A 17,880-nucleotide genomic window follows, 5' to 3' on the forward strand; every position below is an offset into this window, starting at 1 on the left:
GATCGACACGGTCAACCGGGTGCTGCGCGAGCAGATCACCGGCATCCGCGTCATCCGCGCCTTCGTCCGCGACACCCGCCCCCGGTGCTTTACATCGCCAAACGCCCCACGAATTATCCCTTTTGTCAGATTAACGGCCGGGAAGGGATGGTCAGTGAGAGCACTCGCCTTGTACGGAGCCCTGGGATCGCTGGTCCTCGCCACGCTCACCGCCGCCCCGGCCGACGCCCTCGCCCCCGGCCGGACCCGCACGCCCGGCGGCTACGCCGAAGCGCTCGGCGCGGAGGAGGCCGCCCGGGAGGCCGCGTCGGCGGGCATCCGCTTCGGCCCCTGCGCGGAGGCCGAGGGCCTGCCCGCCCCGTTCGAGTGCGGCACCGTCTCCGTGCCCCTGGACTACGCCGACCCCCACGGCAAGCACATCGACCTCACCGTCAGCCGCGGCCGCGCCACGGGGCCGGAGTCGGGCCGGCAGGGCGCGCTCGTCTACAACCCCGGCGGGCCGGGCGGCTCCGGCATGTTCTTCCCGCTGCTCTCCGCCATCCCGCAGTGGCAGAAGCTGGCGAAGGCGTACGACTTCATCGGCTACGCCCCCCGCGGCGTCGGCCGCTCCGCCCCGCTGTCGTGCGTGTCCCCCGCGAGCTTCGCGAAGGCCCCCAGCGAGGCCCCGCAGCACCCCTCCGCCGCGTACAAGCGCAAGAAGGTCGCCGAGGCGCGCGCCTACGCGCAGGGCTGCGCCCGCCGGGCCGGGTCCGGCCTGCGGCACTTCACCAGCCTGAACAACGCCCGGGACCTGGACGTCCTCCGCGCCGCGCTCGGCGAACGGCGGCTCACCTACATGGGGGCGTCCTACGGCACGTACTTCGGCGCGCTCTACGCCACCCTCTTCCCTGGGCACGTGCGCCGCATGGTCTTCGACAGCGTCGTCGACCCCGACCCCGGGAAGATCTGGTACCGCAGCAACCTCAACCAGTCGGCGGCCTTCGAGACCCGCTGGAGCGACTGGCGGCGCTGGGTCGCCCGGCACGACGACGTCTACCACCTCGGCCGCACCGCGCGGCAGGTGCTGAACTCGTACGAGCGCGCGAGCCGCCGGCTGGCCCGCCGGCCCGCCGGGAAGGTCGGCCCCGGTGAGCTCCAGGCGGCGTTCCTCCAGGTCGGCTACACCGACAGCTACTGGGCGCGCAGCGCGAACGCCCTCTCCGCCTACCTGCGCGGCGACGCCAAGCCGCTGCGCGTCCTCGCCGAGCCGGACCCGAACGGCGCGGTGGCCAGTGAGAACTCCAACGCCGTCTACACCGCCGTCGAGTGCAACGACGCGCGCTGGCCGCGCTCGTGGAAGAAGTGGGACCGCGACAACACGCGGCTCGCGCGGCGGGCGCCCTTCGAGACGTGGCAGAACGCGTGGATGAACCTGCCGTGCGCGTTCTGGCAGGCGCCGTCGCAGCGGCCGCTCGACGTCCGCGCGGCGCGCGGCGCGCTGCCGCCGACGCTGCTGCTGGCGGCCGAACGGGATGCGGCGACGCCGTACCCGGGCGCGCTGGAGCTGCGGCGCCGGCTGGCGGGCTCGGCGCTGGTGACCGAGCGGGGCGCGGGCACGCACGGCATCGGCGGCGGCCCGAACCGCTGCGTCAACCGCCACCTGGAGACGTACCTGCTGACGGGCGCGGTCCCGGCACACGACGCGACGTGCGCTCCGCGCCGGGAACCGGCACCGACAAGAGGCAAGGACCTCCAGCCGGGGGCCTGACCCAGCGGCGCGGGGCAGCGCCCCACGCCGCGCCGAGCCCGGCTACGGCCGGCGCGGCGGAAGAGAAAGCCCGCGGCGACCGGCGGTGCCGCACGGCCCCGGGCCCGGCCCGGCACCGCCGGGCAGGCCGGCGCCCACTGATCACCGCCGCGGCGGAAGAAAGAGCCCGCCGCTACGGCGCGAAACCACCACCGGCAGGGTCCGGCGGAATCCGCGAGCCCGGGACCCGGCGCGTACCGCCAACCCGCCGTACGCGGCTACGCCAGCCCCGCCACCAGGTCCGCGACCGCCTTGCGGCGGCCCGTGTAGAACGGGACCTCCTCGCGGACGTGCATCCGCGCCTCGGACGCCCGCAGGTGGCGCATGAGGTCCACGATCCGGTAGAGGTCGTTCGCCTCGAAGGCGAGGATCCACTCGTAGTCGCCCAGCGAGAACGACGCGACCGTGTTCGCCCGGACGTCCGGGAAGCCGCGGGCCATCTTGCCGTGGTCGGCGAGCATGCGGCGGCGGTCCTCGTCGGGCAGCAGGTACCAGTCGTAGGAGCGGACGAAGGGGTAGACGCTCACGTAGTCGCGCGGGGTCTCGTCGGCGAGGAACGCCGGGATGTGCGACTTGTTGAACTCGGCGGGGCGGTGCAGCGCCATGTTGGACCACACCGGCTCCAGCGCGCGCCCGAGCTTCGTGCGGCGGAAGAGGTTGTACGCGTCCTGGAGGGCGTCCGAGGTCTCGGAGTGCCACCAGATCATGACGTCGGCGTCGGCGCGCAGGCCGGAGAGGTCGTACGTGCCGCGCACGGTGACGTCCTTCTCCGCGAGCCGGGCGAACAGCTCCTCGACCTCGTCGGCCCAGCCGGCCCGGTCCTGCGGCAGGACGTCGCGGAGCTTGAACACCGACCAGAGGGTGTAGCGGATGACCTCGTTGAGGTCCTTGGCCTTCTTGCCGGCGTTCGGGATCTTCTGCGCGTCTGTCATGGCCCCTATTCTCCCCTGCCGTCCCCCGCGCCCTCGGCCAGGGTCGCAAGAAGCCCGTCGGCGGCGCGGTGAGCGCTCGCGATGCAGGCCGGGATGCCCACGCCGTCGTAGACCGCGCCGCAGACCTCCAGGCCGGGCAGGCGGGCGACGTGCTCGCGGATGCGGGCCACGCGCGCGAGGTGGCCGACGGGGTACTGCGGCAGCCCGCCGTCCCAGCGGGTGACGCGGGTCTCCACGGGGGCGGCCGCAAGGCCCACGGCGTCGCCGAGGTCCTTCAGCGACATGGCCACCAGCTCGGCGTCCGGGCGCGTGAGGTCGTCCTCGTCGCCGTAGCGCCCGATGGAGGTGCGCAGGACGAAGAGATCCGGGCCGGCGTCGGCGTTCCAGCGCCACTTGTTGCTGGAGAAGGTCGACGCCTTGATCTTCCGCCCGTCGACGGGCGGCACGAGGAAGCCGCTGCCGTGGAGCAGCCCTTCGACGTCGGAGCGGCGGAAGGCCATGGTGACCAGCGCCATGGAGGCGTACTCGACGCCGGCGAGCGCGTCGGCGGCGGCGCCGGCCCCGGCGGCGCGGCAGGCGCGGGCGATGATGCGGGCGGCGGCCTGCGCGGGCGTGGCGACGACGACGGCGTCGGCCGCCAGCGCGCCGTCCGCCAGCTCGACCAGCCAGCCGCCGCCGGCGGTGCGGGCGATCCCGGTCACGGGTGCGTGGGTGCGGATCTCGCCGCCCGCGGCGCGCACCGCGTCCGCGACGGCGAGCGGCAGCCGGCCGATGCCGCCCTCGATGCCCATGAAGACGGGCCCGGTCTGCTGCCGGGCGGCGGCGCGCGCCTGCAGTTGCCGTACGCCTTCGCCGAGCGAGCGGTGGGTGCGGGCGGCCTCGAAGAGCGGGGGGACGGCGGCCCGCATCGAGATGCGGTACGCGTCGCCCGCGTAGACCCCGCCGAGGAGCGGTTCGACCAGCCGGTCGACGACCTCGCGGCCCATGCGCTCGGCGATGTACGCGCCGATGGCGACGTCCTCGCCGGGGTCGGTGTGCGGCAGCTCGGCGTCGCGGGCGACCCGGGCGAGGCCCTCGGCGGAGAGGATGCCGGAGGCGGCGAGCGGGGCGAGGTCGCCGGGGACGCCCATGGTGTGGCCGGTGGGCAGGGGGCGCAGCTCGCCGCGGTTCCACAGCATCGCGGTGGCGGCGGGCGGCTGCAGCAGGTCGCCGAGGCCGGCGGCGCGGGCGAGGTCCACGGCCTCGGGGCGCCGGGCCAGCACGGATTCGGCGCCGAGGTCGACGGGCATGCCCGCGATCTCGCCCGTGCGCAGCTTGCCGCCGACGCGGCCCTCGCTCTCCAGCAGGGTGACGCGGACCCCGGCCCGCGCCAGCCGGAGGGCCGCCGCCAGGCCCGAGATCCCGCCGCCGATGACGGCCGCGTGCCGCCGGGAACCGCCTGCCGAAATGTCCGCTGCGCTCATGGGGCCACTCTCTCAAACGCCCGGGGCCGGACCGGCGGCCGGGCCACCGGAACGGCTCCCGTCCGAACGGTCGGGCGGTTACCCATTGACAGCGGGCGGGCGCAGCCCGAAGACTCGTCTGCGGCCGACCATGAACAGCAGTTCACAGGGCGGACCCCGGTGGTGGGGCGCCGCGGGAGGAGCAGTCCATGAACGACCGCATCCGGGACGTCTACGTCGTCGACGCCGTGCGCACCCCGGTCGGCAAGTACGGCGGGGCCCTCGCCTCCGTGCGCCCGGACGACCTCGCCGCGCACGTCGTCCGCTCCGTCGCCGGCCGCAGCCCCGCCCTGGACCCGGCTCTGATCGACGACGTCGTCTTCGGCAACGCCAACGGCGCCGGCGAGGAGAACCGCAACGTGGGCCGGATGGCCGTGCTGCTGTCGGGGCTGCCGGTGAGCGTGCCGGGCATGACGGTCAACCGGCTGTGCGCCTCGGGCCTGGAGGCCGTCGTCCACGCGTACCGCAGCATCGCCCTGGGCGACGCGTCGGTGGTCGTGGCGGGCGGCGTGGAGTCCATGACCCGCGCGCCCTACGTCCTGCCCAAGCCCGAGCGGGCCTTCCCCTCCGGCCACCAGGAGCTGTACTCGACCACGCTCGGCTGGCGGATGACCAACCCGGCGATGCCCGAGCGGTGGACGACGCCCCTGGGCGAGGGCGCCGAGCTGATCGCGGACAAGTACGGCATCACGCGCGAGCAGCAGGACGCCTACGCGCTCGCCAGCCACCGCAAGGCGGCCCGGGCGTGGGCGGAGGGCGCGTACGACGCCGAGGTCGTCCCGCTGCCGGGCGTGGAGCTGCCGCGGGACGAGACCATCCGCGACAACACCTCCATGGAGGCCCTCGCCCGCCTGAAGCCGGCCTTCCGCAAGGACGGGGGCACGGTCACGGCGGGCAACGCCTCGCCCCTCAACGACGGCGCGGCGGCGCTGCTGCTGTGCGACGAGGAAGGGCTGCGCGAGAGCGGCCGCGAGCCGCTCGCGCGGATCCGGGCGTCCGCGGTCACCGGCATCGAGCCGGACCTCTACGGGCTCGGGCCGGTGGAGGCGGTGCGGCGCGCCCTCGCGAAGGCCGGCCGTTCCTTCGCGGAGGTGACACATTTCGAACTCAACGAGGCGTACGCGGCCCAGGTCCTGGGATGCTTCGCCGAGTGGCCGGACCTCGACACCGGGATCGTCAACCCCCGTGGCGGCGCGATCGCCATCGGCCACCCGCTGGGCTGCTCCGGTGCGCGCCTGGCGGGATCGGTCGCCCACCAGCTCGCCGCGGCGGGCTCGGGCACGGGGCTGGCCGCACTGTGCATCGGCGTCGGGCAGGGGCAGGCGCTGGTCCTCGAGCGCTGAGGGCCGCCCGCCCGGGACGCGCGCACGCCGAGGACGCGTACGGCGCTCGCTCTCGGGGAGGTTGCCCGCACATGCGTACCACCGTCGGCATCATCGGGGCCGGCCCGGCCGGCCTGCTGCTCGCGCGGCTGCTGCACCGGGCGGGCGTGGACTGCGCCGTCCTGGAGGCCCGTGACCGCGCGTACGTCGAGCGGCGGCAGCGCGCCGGGATCCTGGAGCAGGGCTCGGTGGACGTCCTGCGCGAGTGCGGCGCGGGGGACCGGCTGGACCGCGAGGGGCTGGTCCACCGCGGCTTCGAGCTGCGCTTCGAGGGCGAGGCGCACCGCGTGGACCTGCCGTCCCGGACCGGTGGCCGGACGGTGACGGTCTATCCGCAGACCGAGGTCGTCAAGGACCTGATCGCCCTTCAGCTGGCCGGCGGGCCGCCGCTGCTGTTCGACACGCGGGTGGTCGCGGTGGAGAAGACCGGCGGCGAGCAGCCGCTCATCCGCTTCGTCCGGGGTGGGCAAGGGGGGCGGTACGGCCAGGAGGGCACGCTGGAGTGCGAGTTCGTGGCGGGCTGCGACGGCTCGTACGGGGCCTCCCGGCGCGCCCTGCCCGCGGGCGCGGTGCGGATGCACGCGCGCACGTACCCGTACTCGTGGCTCGGCATCCTCGCGGACGTGCCGCCCTCCAGTGACGAGCTGCTGCTCGCCGGGCACGAGCGGGGCTTCGCGCTGCACAGCATGCGCTCCCCCACCGTCTCGCGGCTCTACCTGCAGGTGCCCAACGGCACCGATCCGGACGACTGGCCGGACGACCGGATCTGGGACGAGCTGGACGTCCGGCTGGCCGCCGGAGGACGGCAGCTGCGGCGCGGCCCCGTCCTCGCCAAGTCGGTGAACGGCCTGCGCAGCCAGGTCATCGAGCCGATGCGGCACGGGCGGCTGCTGCTCGCCGGGGACGCGGCGCACATCGTGCCGCCGAGCGCCGCCAAGGGCCTCAACCTGGCCTTCGGGGACGTCGTCACCATGGCCCGGGCGCTCACGCACTGGCACCGCACCGGCTCGGCCGCGCTCCTCGACCGCTATTCGGACAACTGCCTGCGCCGCGTGTGGCAGGCGCAGTTCTTCTCGCACGAGCTGACGACGATGCTGCACGCCGCGCCGGGCGCCGACGCGTACGACCGGGCCATGCAGCTGGCGTGGCTGCGCCGGGTCACCGGCCCCACGGCGGCCGCGGCGGAGCTGGCCGAGAACTACGCGGGAGCACCGCTGATCTGACCGGTCGGCAGGCCGGTCGGGATCACCGGGTCCTACCCGGGGTAGGTCAGGGCCATGGCCCTCTCCGAACCCGCACCTCACCCCGCGCAGGAACAGATACGCCGCACGGACCCGGGTTCCCGGGAACCCGGCACGTCACCGGAGGACGCCGGGGCCGGCACGGCGCCGGCGCCCGCCGGGACAGGGGCTCCCGCAAGGCCCGCCGCGTCCGGCGCCGCGGCCCAGGCGGACGCCGCCGCCCGGGCCGCCGCCCTCCGCGCCCCTCTCCGGCCGGCCGTCCGCGTCCCCGCTCCGCTGCCGGCGGCGCCCCGTACCGCCGAGCTGACCGGCCCGGTCTTCGGGACGGCCGACGTCGGCCCCCTCGACCACGACCTCACCCGGCAGCACCACGGCGAGCCGGTCGGCGAGCGCATCGTCGTCTCCGGGCGGGTCACGGACCGCCGGGGCCGCCCGGTGCGCGGCCAGCTCGTGGAGCTGTGGCAGGCCAACGCCGCCGGACGCTACGCCCACCCGCTCGACCGCCACCCCGCCCCGCTGGACCCGCACTTCACCGGCGCGGGCCGCTGCCTGACCGGCGACGACGGCCGCTACCGCTTCGTCACCGTCCGCCCCGGCGCCTACCCGCTGGGCGGCCCGCACGACCTGTGGCGCGCCTCGCACCTGCACTTCTCGCTCTTCGGCACGGCGTTCACGCAGCGGCTGGTGACGCAGATGTACTTCCCCGGCGACCCGCTCCTGGCCGACGACGTGATCTGGCACACCGTCAGCGACTCGGCGGCGCGCGCCCGCCTGATCTGCTCCCTCGACCGCACGCTCGGCGAGCCCGGCCGCTCCCTCGGCTACCGCTGGGACATCGTCCTGGACGGCCCGTGCGCCACCTGGACCGAAGGGGCCCGCTGATGCTGCTGCCCGCGACCCCGCCCCAGACCATCGGCCCCTACTACGGCACCGCGCTGCCCTTCCCCGGCGGCGGTGACGCGGCGCCCGCCGGCCACCCCGCCGCCGTGACCGTGCACGGCCACGTCCGCGACGGGGAGGGCGCGCCCGTGCCGGACGCGCTCCTGGAGTTCTGGCAGGCCGCCCCGGACGGCTCGCTCACCGGTGCGCCGGGCAGCCTGCGCCGCGACGGCCGGACGTTCACCGGCTGGGCCCGCGTGCCCACCGACCGCGACGGGCACTACGTCCTGCGCACGCTGCCGCCCGGCGGGGCCCCGTACCTGGCGCTGTGCGTCCACGCCCGGGGCGTGAACCGGCACCTGTTCACCCGGGTGTACGTCGCCGAGCCGCCCGGCGATCCCCTGCTGGCGTCGCTGCCTGCGGAGCGGCGCGCCACGCTGCTGGCGACGCCCGAGAGCGGGCGGCCGGACGCGTACCGGTTCGATGTGAAGCTGCAGGGGGAAGGCGAGACGGTCTTCCTCGACTGGAGTGCCGGAGACTGACCGGGGAACGGGAGGAGCGGGCATGGCCGCACAGCGACTGGTGGTCGTCGGGGGCGACGCGGCGGGCATGTCCGCCGCGTCCCGGGCGCGCCGGCTGAAGGACCCGGACGAGCTGGAGATCATCGCGTTCGAGCGCGGACGTTTTACGTCGTACTCCGCTTGCGGCATCCCTTACTGGGCGGGCGGCGTGGTCGACGGCCCCGACGCGCTCGTCGCCCGGACGCCGCAGGAGCACCGCGCCCGCGGCATCGGCGTGCGGATGCGCACCGAGGTGACCGGGCTCGACCTCGGCGGCCAGCGCGTCCTCGCGCGTGACCTGGAGTCCGGTACGGAGCGGTGGCACGGCTTCGACCACCTCGTCCTCGCGACCGGCGCCCGGCCGGTGCGGCCGCCCCTGGAGGGCATCGGCGCGCCGGGCGTGCACGGGGTGCAGACCCTGGACGACGGCCGGGCGCTCGTCGCCGCGCTGGAAGGCGGCGCGGGGGAGCGCAGGGCGGTGGTGGTCGGCGCCGGATACATCGGCGTGGAGACGGCCGAGGCGCTCGTCCGGCGCGGCTGGGCGGTCACGGTGATCGAGCGCTCCGCGCAGCCGATGGCGACGCTCGACCCCGACATGGGCGCGCTCGTGCGCGACGCGATGACCGGCATGGGCATCGAGGTGGTCACGGACACCGAGGTCACGGCCGTACGGACCGGGCCCGGCGGCCGGGTGCGCGCGGTCGCCACGGCCGGCCGCGAATACCCCGCCGACGTGGTCGTGCTCGGGCTCGGCGTGCGCCCCGGGACGGAGCTCGCCCGGGAAGCGGGCCTGCCGCTGGGCGCGTCGGGCGGGCTGCTGACCGACCCGGCCATGCGGGTGCGCGGCCACGAGAACGTCTGGGCGGGCGGCGACTGCGTGGAGGTCCTCGACCTCGTCTCCGGCCGCACCCGCCACATCGCCCTCGGCACCCACGCCAACAAGCACGGCCAGGTCATCGGCACCAACGTCGGCGGCGGCTGCGCCACCTTCCCCGGCGTGGTGGGCACGGCCGTCAGCAAGGTCTGCGACCTGGAGATCGCCCGGACCGGCCTGCTGGAGGCCCAGGCACGGGCGGAGGGCCTGCGCTACGTGACGGCCACCATCGAGTCCACCAGCCGCGCCGGCTACTACCCCGGCGCGCGCCCGATGACGGTGAAGATGCTCGCCGAGCGCGGCACGGGGCGGCTGCTGGGCGTCCAGATCGTGGGGCACGACGGCGCGGCGAAGCGGGTGGACGTCGCGGCGGTGGCGCTCACGGCCCGGATGACCGTGGATCAGATGACGTCCCTGGACCTCGGCTACGCCCCGCCGTTCTCGCCCGTCTGGGACCCGGTCCTGGTGGCGGCCCGCAAGGCGGCGGCCGCCGTAAGGGCTGCCGGAGCAGCCTGAATTCACTCGATTGCGTGAAAGGTCGGACACTTGCTCATCTCGGAATAATGGCGCGATGCTGAAGATAAGCCCCCATACGGGGAGCCGGGCCAGGAGTTGAGGCCAGGAGTCAGGCAGGCCAGGCGTTAAGGCCAGGGGTTAAGGACATCGGCCGGCAGGCCGGGACCGAGGTGATGGCGGTGGACGAGGAGACGGCGTACGAGTCCCCCGAGCTCGTCGCGATCGGCACGTTCGACGAGGACACGCGGGGCTGGTGGGGCGCGTTCTGGGACGGCCCGTCCGGCACGCGCGACTAGCCGGGGACAGCGGGGTGTCCGGCTGCAGCGCGCCGTGGTTCGCGGTGCTGCCCGACAGCGAGGCCGGCAGAGCCGCGGCCGGGCTCCTGCGTCCGCTCGCCGCCCGGGTCGTCCACCACGCGTCGGGACGGCCCTGGCTGATGGGCCACTGGAGCGCGGACGGCATCGCGGCCGGCGAGGCGGGCAGCGCGCGGCTCGCCGTGATCGGGCAGTGCCCGGTCACCGCGAGCCGGCTGGACCGGCTGGCCGCGGGGCTCGGCGGCAGCGTGGCCCACCTGGGCCGGGTCGGCGCGGCCCTGCCGGGAAGCTTCCACGCGGTGGCCGCGGCGGGCGGCCGGATCCGCGTCCAGGGCAGCGCGTCGGGGCTCCGGCGGGTCTTCTTCGTGCCGCTGGCGGGCACGGTGGTGGCCGCCGACCGGTCCGACGTCCTGGCCCGCCTGACCGGAAGCGGCCCGGACCGGCAGTGGCTGGCTTCCCGGCTGCTGAACGCACCCGTGCCGCACCCGGTGGCCGGCACCCCGCCGTGGCAGGGGGTACGGGCGGTGCCCGCGGGCCACTGCCTGCTGATCGAGGCGGACGGACGGAGCCGCACCGTGCCCTGGTGGAGTCCGCCGGAGCCGGAGCTGCCGCTGTCCCGGGGCGCCCCGCTCCTGCGCGACGCCCTGGCCGAAGCGGTCGCGTTCCGCGCCGAGGCGGCGGGGGGCGGAGGCGGCGAAGGGGCGGCCGCAGGAGCGGTAGGAACCGCGGCCGGACTCGCCTGCGACCTGTCAGGCGGCCTGGACTCGGCGTCCCTGTGCTTCCTGGCGCACCGGCACCGGCCCGGCCTGACCACCGTCACGTGCACGGGGGCCGGTGCCGGTGACGACGACGCCGCCTGGGCCGAGCTCGCCGCGCGCCACCTCCCCGGCGCACGGCGGCTCGTCGTGCCGCCCGGGCGGCGTCCCCCGCAGTTCGCGGGCCTCCTGCACCCCGCCTGCACGGACGAACCCGACCCGGGCCTGCGCGGCCGGGCCCCCGTGCTCGCGCTCGCCGGGCTCCTGACGGCCGGGGGCTGCCGCGTACGGCTCAGCGGGCACGGCGGCGACGAGGTCGTGCAGGGACGGCGCGCCTACCTCCACGACCTGGCGCGCAGTCACCCGTACGCGTGCTGGCAGCACGCACGCGCCCACCGGATCCTGCACCGCTGGCCCGCCCGCACCGTCCTGCGGATGCTCCTGGACCGCCGGGACTTCGGCACGTGGCTCCGCGACCAGTCCGGCGCCCTCCTCGCCCCGCCCGCCCGCGGCGCGCCGGACGGCTGGGGCCCGGACCTGCGCATGGTGCCGTGGGCCACGGCGGACGCCGCGGAGACGGCCCGCGCCCTGCTCGCCGCCGCGGCGCAGGAGGCAGAGCCGCTCGCGGGCTCCCGGGGCCGGCACGAGGCCGTCGCGCTCGCGCAGGCCGCCGGCCGCTGCTCCCGGATCGACGCACAAGTCGCGGCGAGCGCCGGCCTGACCGCGGCGTACCCCTTCCTCGACGACCGGGTGCTGGAGGCGTGCCTGGCGGTGCGGCTGCACGAGCGCACCACTCCCTGGCACTACAAGCCCCTGCTCGCCGAGGCGATGCGCGGCATCGTCCCCGACGCCGTGCTGCGGCGCACGACCAAGGCGGACACCGGGGCGGAGGTCACCGCGGGGTTCCGCCGCCACCGTGCGGATCTGCTCGCCCTGTGCGACGACCTCCTGCTCGCCCGGTACGGCATGGCCGACGCCGGCCGCCTGCGGACGGCCGTCCTCGAAGCGTGCGCCGAAGGCGCCGTACGCCCCCCGCTCGTGCAGACCCTCGCCACCGAAGCCTGGCTGCGTTCGGCGGCGGACGGCACGGGCGGGGCACGTGCCCCCGGCGCCGCGGGTCCCGAGCCGAGGAGAACGACACCGTGACCGAACCCGCCGCCTCGCCCGGGCCCCGGCCGCCCGCCGCTTCGCTGCCCGCCTTCCCCGGCCTGTTCGAGGAGGGGTTCCACCCCGACCCGTACCGGTCCTACCAGCTGCTGCGCGAGCAGGGGCCGGTCTGCCCCGCGCGGTACCTCCCCGGCAGCCCCGCCTGGGTCGTGACGCGCTACGCCGAGGCCGAGGCGCTGCTGCGGGACCCGGGCCTGCTGCGCGACCGGCGCCACATGGATCCCCGGAGGGAGCTCCCTACCGCGGCCCTTCCCGGGGACGTGGCCCCGTACTTCGACAACATCCTCGCCCGCAGGGACCCGCCCGACCACACGCGGCTGCGGCAGCTCGTCGCGCACCGCTTCACCGCGCAGGAGGTCCGGCGCCTGCGGCCGGGCATCCGGGCCGCCGTCGGCCGGTCCGCAGACCGGCTCGCCGCCCGTCGGCCCGGACCGGCCGACCTCGTCGCGGAGTTCGCCGGCCCGCTCCCGGCCCGCGTCCTGGGCGAGCTGCTGCACCTCGGCCCCGACGACCGCGACGAGCTCCTCGTGCGCACCGGCGCCGTCCGCACCCTCCGCCCCGGGCAGGCCGGCGACCCGCTGCACCCCATGGTCCGCTTCGCCGGACGGCTGCTGCGGATGCGGCGCGAGCAGCCCGGCGACGATCTCGTCTCCGACCTGGCCGGAGCGCACGCCAGCGGCCTGCTCGGCGACGACGAGCTGCTGACGCTCCTCATCTCGCTGCTGATGGCCGGCCTGGACGTCACCGCCAACCTGATCGGCACGGCCGTCCTCACCCTGCTCGCGTGCCCCGGGCAGTGGGAGAGGGTCCGCGCGGACCGGGCGCTGGTCCCGCAGGCCGTCGAGGAAGTGCTGCGCTACCGCTGCCCGCTGGAGCTGGCGGCGCGCCGCTTCACCGGCGGTCCGTGCACCGTCGGCGGCGTCACCGTCCCCGCCCGGAACACCGTCCAGATCGCACTCGCGGCGGCCAACCGGGATCCGCGGCGCTTCCCCGACCCCGACCGGTTCGACATCGGCCGGAAGGACAAGGCGCACCTGGCGTTCGGCCACGGGAGCCACGCCTGCATCGGGGCGGACCTCGGGCGAGCGGAGACGGAGCTGGCGCTGACCGCCCTCCTGGACCGCTTCCCGCGCCTGCAACTCGCCGTCGCGCCCGAACGGATCGCCTGGCGGGCCTCCTTCCTGCGCGCACCCGCCGCCCTCCCCGTCCGGCTCGCCTGATGGAGCGCCGGGCGACCGAGGACGCACCCCGGCCAGCTCGCCTGATGGAGCGCCGGGCAACCGAGGACGCACCCCGGCCGGTGCTGTCGTGAGCGCTCCCGTCGTCCTCCCCCGCGGCCCCAGGCCGCCGCTGCGCGACCGGATCGCGGCGCACGCGGCGGTCGGCGCCGCCCGCCTCATCGCCCGCCTGCCGCCCCGGCACATCCGCACCCTGCTGACCGCGCTGCGCACGGGAGCCGTACCCGCGACGCACGACCAGGCGCTCGCCGCCCGCACCGCGGTCACCGGCACCAGCCCGCGCTGCGCGGGGCCGCACTGCCTGCCGCGCTCCCTGGCCACCGCGCTGCTCTGCCGCCTGCGCGGCACCTGGCCCACCTGGTGCACCGGCGTCCGCACCGCGCCCTTCGCGGCCCACGCCTGGGTCGAGGCCGGCGGACGGCGCGTGGGCGAACCGCCTGGCTCGGACTGCTACCGGCCCCTGATGTCGGTGCCGCCGCGGGAGCCGGGATCCGTACCCCGGTGATCTTCCGGATTGACGCGCGCGGGGCCGGCCGGTGTAATGAGCGGCGTGGCGCGTGGCGCCGGCCAAAGAGCAGTGGGCCGGCCGGCAGCCGGGCGACCACCCGTTGTGCAGGGGTCCTTCCCATGAACTCACGTTCCGCAGGCTGAGCCTGACGCGGCGGCGCGCTCGTACGCGTACGCCCGGCGCCCGTGTGACGGCGCCCTTCCCCGTCTTTTCTTCATCTGCAGGCGTTCGCATGCCGGTTGCGGCGCGGCCCTGCCCTTCTCCGAAAGCCTGAGAGCCCACGCGTATGTCTTCTGCTCTGTCCTTCAACCAGTCCGTCATCGAGGAGTTCCGTGCCAACGGCGGGAAGGTGGGCGGCCCGTTCGAGGGCGGCGACCTGCTCCTGCTCACCACCACCGGCGCGCGGTCCGGCCTGGAGCGCACCACTCCGCTCGGCTACGTGCGCCACGGCGGGCTGCTGCTGGTCGTCGGGTCCAACATGGGCGCGCCTCGGCACCCGGACTGGTACCGCAATCTGCTCGCCCACCCGCTCGTCCGGGTCGAGATCGGCACCGAGGAGTACGAGGCCGTCGCGGTGCCCGCCGAGGGGGCGCGGCGCGATGAACTGTTCGCCCATGTCGTGCGCGCCGTGCCGGGGTACGGCGATTACCAGGCGAACACCCCGCGCGTCCTGCCGGTCGTGGTCCTGGAGCGCGCCGGGGAGGGCACACCGGCCCCGGCCCCCGTGAAGACGCTCGCCGACAAGGTCATGGAGGTCCACACCTGGCTGCGCGCGCAGCTTCAGCACGTGCGCGACGAGGTCGACGCGCACTTCGCCGCCGCGCCGGCCGGCGGGCGGCCGGCGCCCGGCCTGGGGCTGCAGATCCGGCAGCACTGCCTGGCGTTCTGCCAGTCGCTGGAGTTCCACCACGACAGCGAGGACCGGCACCTGTTCCCCGCGATGGAGGCCCACCACCCGGAGCTCGGCGCGGCCTTCGAGCGGCTCCGGGCCGAGCACCGGACGGTGGCGCGCCTGCAGCAGGAGCTGAGCGCGCTGCTGGCGGACATCGCGTCCGCCGATCCCGTACGGTTCCGCGCCGAGCTGGAGCGGACGGCACGGGAGCTGACGGCGCACCTCGCTTACGAGGAGGAGGTCCTCCTGCCGCCGCTCGCCGGGATCCCGTTCCCGCCGCCGGCGCCGCGGCCGTAGCGGGCGGGTGACCCCGGCGCGGTCAGCGGGCCGTGCGCTCGTGCACGTACTCCACGAGGCGCGTCAGAGCGTCGGGGTCGGTGTTCGGCAGGACGCCGTGGCCCAGGTTGAAGACGTGGCCCTCCAGGCCGGACGCCGCGTCCAGCACCTCCTGGGCCTTCGTCTCGACCGCGGCGCGCCCGGCGAAGAGGACGGCCGGGTCGAGGTTGCCCTGGAGGGCCTTGCCCGGGCCGACACGGCGCGCGGCCTCGTCCAGCGGGACGCGCCAGTCGACGCCGACGACGTCCGCGCCGGCCTCGCCCATGAGGCCGAGGAGCTCGCCCGTGCCCACGCCGAAGTGGATGCGGGGCACGCCGTGGTGCGCGACCGCGTCGAAGACCTTGGCGGAGGCGGGCATGACGAAGCTGCGGTACTCGGCCGGGGCGAGGGCGCCCGCCCACGAGTCGAAGAGCTGGACGGCGGAGGCGCCGGCCCGGATCTGCACGTCGAGGAACGCGGCCGTGATGCCCGCGAGGCGGTCGACCAGGGCCGCCCACAGCTCCGGGTCGCCGTACATCATGGCCTTGGTGTTCTCGTACGTGCGCGAGGGACCGCCCTCGATGAGGTAGCTGGCGAGCGTGAACGGCGCGCCCGCGAAGCCGATCAGCGGGGTCTCGCCGAGCTCGCCCGTGAGCTGACGGACGGCCTCGGTGACGTAGGGGACGTCGGAGGCGTCGAGTGGGCGGAGGCGCTCCAGGTCCGCGCGGGTGCGGACCGGCTCGGCGACGACCGGGCCGACGCCCGGCTTGATGTCCAGGTCGATGCCGACGGCCTTCAGCGGCACCACGATGTCGCTGAAGAAGATCGCGGCGTCCACGTTGTGCCGCCGGACCGGCTGCAGGGTGATCTCCGTGACCAGGTCCGGCCGCATGCAGGACTCCAGCATCGGGATGCCCTCGCGCACCTTGCGGTACTCCGGGAGCGAGCGGCCCGCCTGCCGCATGAACCAGACCGGAGTGCGGGGCACCGGCTCGCGCCGGCACGCCCTCAGGAACGCCGAGTCGTGTGCGGCGGTACGGCCTGTCTGCTGCTGGCTGCGCTCACTCATGCCCCAAATCTTCGCACGGGCCGAACGAGTGACCCGCCCGTGTGGGTGTCCTACCCGGAACCGCGCGTCGTTCCGCCTAGTCTTCCGGGCATGGCTGCGGCGCAGGGACACCTCTCGGACGGTCCGGACGACGCGGACGGGGAGGACTCCCCGCCCGTCTTCCGGCAGGCGGTCGCCGGGCTGCAAGGGGTGCGCCTGCGGCCCGAGATCGAGCTCGACGCGACGCCGCCGCCCCAGCGGCTCGCCCCGTACTCGTACGCGCTGGAGGCGGCGGTCGTCGTCGACGACCAGGAGCTGGCCGACGGCCGGCTGATCCTCCTGCACGACCCCGCCGGGCACGAGGCCTGGGGCGGCACGTTCCGGCTGGTGACGCTGGTCCACGCGGACCTGGAGCCGGAGATGGCGGCGGACCCGCTGCTCCCCGAGGTCTGCTGGTCCTGGCTGACCGGCGCCCTGGAGGCCCGGCGCGTGCCCTACGCGGCGCCCAGCGGGACGGTGACGCGGGCCGGGTCCCACTACTTCGGCGGCCTCGCCGAGCGGGAACCGTCGACGCGCATCGAGATCCGGGCCTCCTGGTCACCGGTGCCGCCGGTGCCGCCGGCGGCGGCCAAGCCCGTCCGGGCGGTCCGCGGCGGCAAGGCCGGCGGCGGCCCGGCTTCGCCGCCACCGGAGGGAGAGGGCGTGCCGGACACGGCGGCGCACCTGGCGGCGTGGTGCGACCTGCTGTGCCAGATCGCGGGCCTGCCGCCGGGCGGCGCGCCCGACGCGGGCGTAGTAACCCTCCCCCAACGCCGAGACCCCCAAGACCGCCGCTAGCCGCCCGAAACGGCGCAGCCCGGCGGTGCCGAACGAGCTCAGGCAAGCCCGGCACCGCCGGACACGTCCGATGCGGCCGATCACCGCCGCGGCGGAACGAACGGGGCGGGCCCCCTTCACCCACTGGCCGCCGACCGGCGGACCGGCCCCGGCCCGGCCGGTCAAGGATGCGCCGCATCCTTGAAACCGCCGCCGCGGCGCACACCCCCGACGGCGCACCCCGGCGGCGCCGGACCACCCCGGCCCGTACGGGCACCCCCAACCGCGCAAGCGGACGGTCACCCGGATGCCGTATTCATGACCGATTCCGCCCGCCCACCCGCACCATTTCGGTCGCCAAACTGATCGATCGCCGACCGTTCGCATCCGAATTGCCCGAATTGTTACTCACCAATTCGTGATCATTCCCTAAAGCCGGACCGCTTCGGTGCCGAAGAGGCTTGTGACCCTTCCCATACGGATTACCCCGGCTTACCCCCAACGCCGGAACCGTCCCCCCGCCACTCCCCCCTGGAGGCTTGGTGTCCGTTCTCCTCGAGCAACCTGCGAGCCTCGCCTACCGCCCCAACAAACCGACGGCCATGGTGGTCGTCGCCGACCCCCGTGTCCGCTCCACCGTCACCCGGCACCTCTGGGCGCTGGGCGTGCGAGACGTGATCGAGGCGTCGTCCATCGCGGAGGCCCGCCCCCGCGTCGGCAACCCGCGCGACATCTGCGTGGCCGACGTCCACCTCCCCGACGGCTCCGGGCTCACCCTCCTGTCCGAGACCCGCGCCGCCGGCTGGCCGAACGGCCTGGCCCTGTCCGCCGCCGACGACATCGGCGCCGGCGCCGCCCCCATCGGCTCCGCAGCCGCTGCCCGGCTGCACCGCCGCCCGCCCGGCGCCCCCGGCCACCCCGGCGGCTACCGCGAGCTGTCCGGCCGCGAGGTCGAGGTGCTGCGGCTGGTCGCGGAGGGTCAGTCCAACAAGGCCATCGGCGTGTCCATGGGCCTGTCGGCGCTCACCGTCAAGAGCCATCTCGCCCGGATCGCGCGCAAGCTCGGCACCGGCGACCGTGCCGGCATGGTCGCCGTGGCCCTGCGCACCGGCATCATCCACTGACGCCCGCGCAGCTTCCCCTCTCCCCCTCCCC

Annotated in this window: 16 protein-coding genes; 13 read left to right on the forward strand and 3 right to left on the reverse strand. The window is 75.7% G+C overall.

From position 1 onward, the window contains the following. The first annotated feature begins 154 nt into the window (after window positions 1–154). Window positions 155–1,747: an alpha/beta hydrolase gene (locus tag ACSNOH_RS23625; RefSeq protein ID WP_436723433.1), complete on the forward strand. Its 1,593-nt coding sequence runs from the start codon at window positions 155–157 to the stop codon at window positions 1,745–1,747. A 257-nt stretch (window positions 1,748–2,004) separates the two neighbouring features. Here the strand turns inward: ACSNOH_RS23625 and hemQ are convergent, their stop codons facing one another. Both hemQ and hemG read right to left on the reverse strand, forming a co-directional pair. Then, window positions 2,005–2,718 (reverse strand): hydrogen peroxide-dependent heme synthase, encoded by a 714-nt coding sequence (hemQ, locus tag ACSNOH_RS23630; RefSeq protein WP_436723434.1) that lies wholly within the window; start codon window positions 2,716–2,718, stop codon window positions 2,005–2,007. A 5-nt stretch (window positions 2,719–2,723) separates the two neighbouring features. Continuing rightward, entirely contained in the window at window positions 2,724–4,181 is a 1,458-nt protein-coding gene (hemG, locus tag ACSNOH_RS23635) for a protoporphyrinogen oxidase (protein ID WP_436723435.1), read from the reverse strand. A gap of 188 nt (window positions 4,182–4,369) precedes the next feature. Here hemG and ACSNOH_RS23640 point away from each other — a divergent pair, with 188 nt between their 5' ends. The 10 genes from ACSNOH_RS23640 (at window position 4,370) to ACSNOH_RS23685 (ending at window position 14,843) form a co-directional block, all read left to right on the forward strand. Continuing rightward, window positions 4,370–5,563, forward strand: coding sequence for a thiolase family protein (locus ACSNOH_RS23640; protein ID WP_436723436.1), 1,194 nt, complete (start codon window positions 4,370–4,372; stop codon window positions 5,561–5,563). Window positions 5,564–5,634: 71 nt separating this feature from the next. Then, window positions 5,635–6,825, forward strand: a complete 1,191-nt coding sequence (locus ACSNOH_RS23645) for a 4-hydroxybenzoate 3-monooxygenase (RefSeq protein ID WP_436723437.1) — start codon at window positions 5,635–5,637, stop codon at window positions 6,823–6,825. A gap of 54 nt (window positions 6,826–6,879) precedes the next feature. Next, window positions 6,880–7,725, forward strand: coding sequence for a protocatechuate 3,4-dioxygenase subunit beta (pcaH, locus tag ACSNOH_RS23650; protein ID WP_436723438.1), 846 nt, complete (start codon window positions 6,880–6,882; stop codon window positions 7,723–7,725). Further along, on the forward strand, window positions 7,725–8,264 hold the full coding sequence (pcaG, locus tag ACSNOH_RS23655; protein WP_436723439.1) for a protocatechuate 3,4-dioxygenase subunit alpha: 540 nt from the start codon (window positions 7,725–7,727) through the stop codon (window positions 8,262–8,264). The genes pcaH and pcaG overlap by 1 nt, the downstream gene beginning before the upstream one ends. Before the next feature lie 22 nt (window positions 8,265–8,286). Further along, window positions 8,287–9,672 (forward strand): FAD-dependent oxidoreductase, encoded by a 1,386-nt coding sequence (locus ACSNOH_RS23660; protein WP_436723440.1) that lies wholly within the window; start codon window positions 8,287–8,289, stop codon window positions 9,670–9,672. Window positions 9,673–9,851: 179 nt separating this feature from the next. Continuing rightward, the gene (locus ACSNOH_RS23665; RefSeq protein ID WP_436723441.1) at window positions 9,852–9,968 is read left to right on the forward strand and encodes a lasso RiPP family leader peptide-containing protein; all 117 of its coding nucleotides are present in this window, start codon (window positions 9,852–9,854) and stop codon (window positions 9,966–9,968) included. A gap of 14 nt (window positions 9,969–9,982) precedes the next feature. Continuing rightward, the gene (locus ACSNOH_RS23670) at window positions 9,983–11,887 is read left to right on the forward strand and encodes an asparagine synthase-related protein (protein ID WP_436723442.1); all 1,905 of its coding nucleotides are present in this window, start codon (window positions 9,983–9,985) and stop codon (window positions 11,885–11,887) included. Beyond that, on the forward strand, window positions 11,884–13,128 hold the full coding sequence (locus tag ACSNOH_RS23675; RefSeq protein WP_436723443.1) for a cytochrome P450: 1,245 nt from the start codon (window positions 11,884–11,886) through the stop codon (window positions 13,126–13,128). The genes ACSNOH_RS23670 and ACSNOH_RS23675 overlap by 4 nt, the downstream gene beginning before the upstream one ends. 88 nt (window positions 13,129–13,216) lie before the next feature. Next, window positions 13,217–13,651 (forward strand): lasso peptide biosynthesis B2 protein, encoded by a 435-nt coding sequence (locus tag ACSNOH_RS23680; RefSeq protein WP_436723444.1) that lies wholly within the window; start codon window positions 13,217–13,219, stop codon window positions 13,649–13,651. Between the two features lie 289 nt (window positions 13,652–13,940). After that, window positions 13,941–14,843 carry a nitroreductase/quinone reductase family protein gene (locus ACSNOH_RS23685; protein ID WP_436723445.1) on the forward strand — a complete coding sequence of 301 codons (903 nt, stop codon included), beginning with the start codon at window positions 13,941–13,943 and terminating at the stop codon, window positions 14,841–14,843. Window positions 14,844–14,865: 22 nt separating this feature from the next. Here the strand turns inward: ACSNOH_RS23685 and hemE are convergent, their stop codons facing one another. Beyond that, entirely contained in the window at window positions 14,866–15,930 is a 1,065-nt protein-coding gene (gene hemE, locus ACSNOH_RS23690) for a uroporphyrinogen decarboxylase (protein ID WP_436723446.1), read from the reverse strand. Window positions 15,931–16,020: 90 nt separating this feature from the next. On the opposite strand from hemE, the gene ACSNOH_RS23695 reads away from it, so the two are divergent. Beyond that, complete coding sequence (locus ACSNOH_RS23695) at window positions 16,021–16,746, forward strand: DUF3000 domain-containing protein (RefSeq protein ID WP_436723447.1); 726 nt, start codon at window positions 16,021–16,023, stop codon at window positions 16,744–16,746. A gap of 521 nt (window positions 16,747–17,267) precedes the next feature. After that, complete coding sequence (locus tag ACSNOH_RS23700) at window positions 17,268–17,849, forward strand: response regulator transcription factor (RefSeq protein WP_436723448.1); 582 nt, start codon at window positions 17,268–17,270, stop codon at window positions 17,847–17,849. Window positions 17,850–17,880 lie beyond the last annotated feature (31 nt).

This window comes from Streptomyces sp. URMC 127, from assembly GCF_051386535.1.
GTDB lineage: Bacteria > Actinomycetota > Actinomycetes > Streptomycetales > Streptomycetaceae > Streptomyces.

Coding starts and splice junctions, on each gene's coding strand:
- pcaG (WP_436723439.1), top strand. CDS start 7,725: ATGCTGCTGCCCGCGACCCCGCCCCAGACCATCGGCCCCTACTACGGC.
- ACSNOH_RS23660 (WP_436723440.1), top strand. CDS start 8,287: ATGGCCGCACAGCGACTGGTGGTCGTCGGGGGCGACGCGGCGGGCATG.
- hemE (WP_436723446.1), bottom strand. CDS start 15,930: ATGAGTGAGCGCAGCCAGCAGCAGACAGGCCGTACCGCCGCACACGAC.
- ACSNOH_RS23640 (WP_436723436.1), top strand. CDS start 4,370: ATGAACGACCGCATCCGGGACGTCTACGTCGTCGACGCCGTGCGCACC.
- ACSNOH_RS23695 (WP_436723447.1), top strand. CDS start 16,021: ATGGCTGCGGCGCAGGGACACCTCTCGGACGGTCCGGACGACGCGGAC.
- hemG (WP_436723435.1), bottom strand. CDS start 4,181: ATGAGCGCAGCGGACATTTCGGCAGGCGGTTCCCGGCGGCACGCGGCC.
- ACSNOH_RS23685 (WP_436723445.1), top strand. CDS start 13,941: ATGTCTTCTGCTCTGTCCTTCAACCAGTCCGTCATCGAGGAGTTCCGT.
- hemQ (WP_436723434.1), bottom strand. CDS start 2,718: ATGACAGACGCGCAGAAGATCCCGAACGCCGGCAAGAAGGCCAAGGAC.
- pcaH (WP_436723438.1), top strand. CDS start 6,880: ATGGCCCTCTCCGAACCCGCACCTCACCCCGCGCAGGAACAGATACGC.
- ACSNOH_RS23645 (WP_436723437.1), top strand. CDS start 5,635: ATGCGTACCACCGTCGGCATCATCGGGGCCGGCCCGGCCGGCCTGCTG.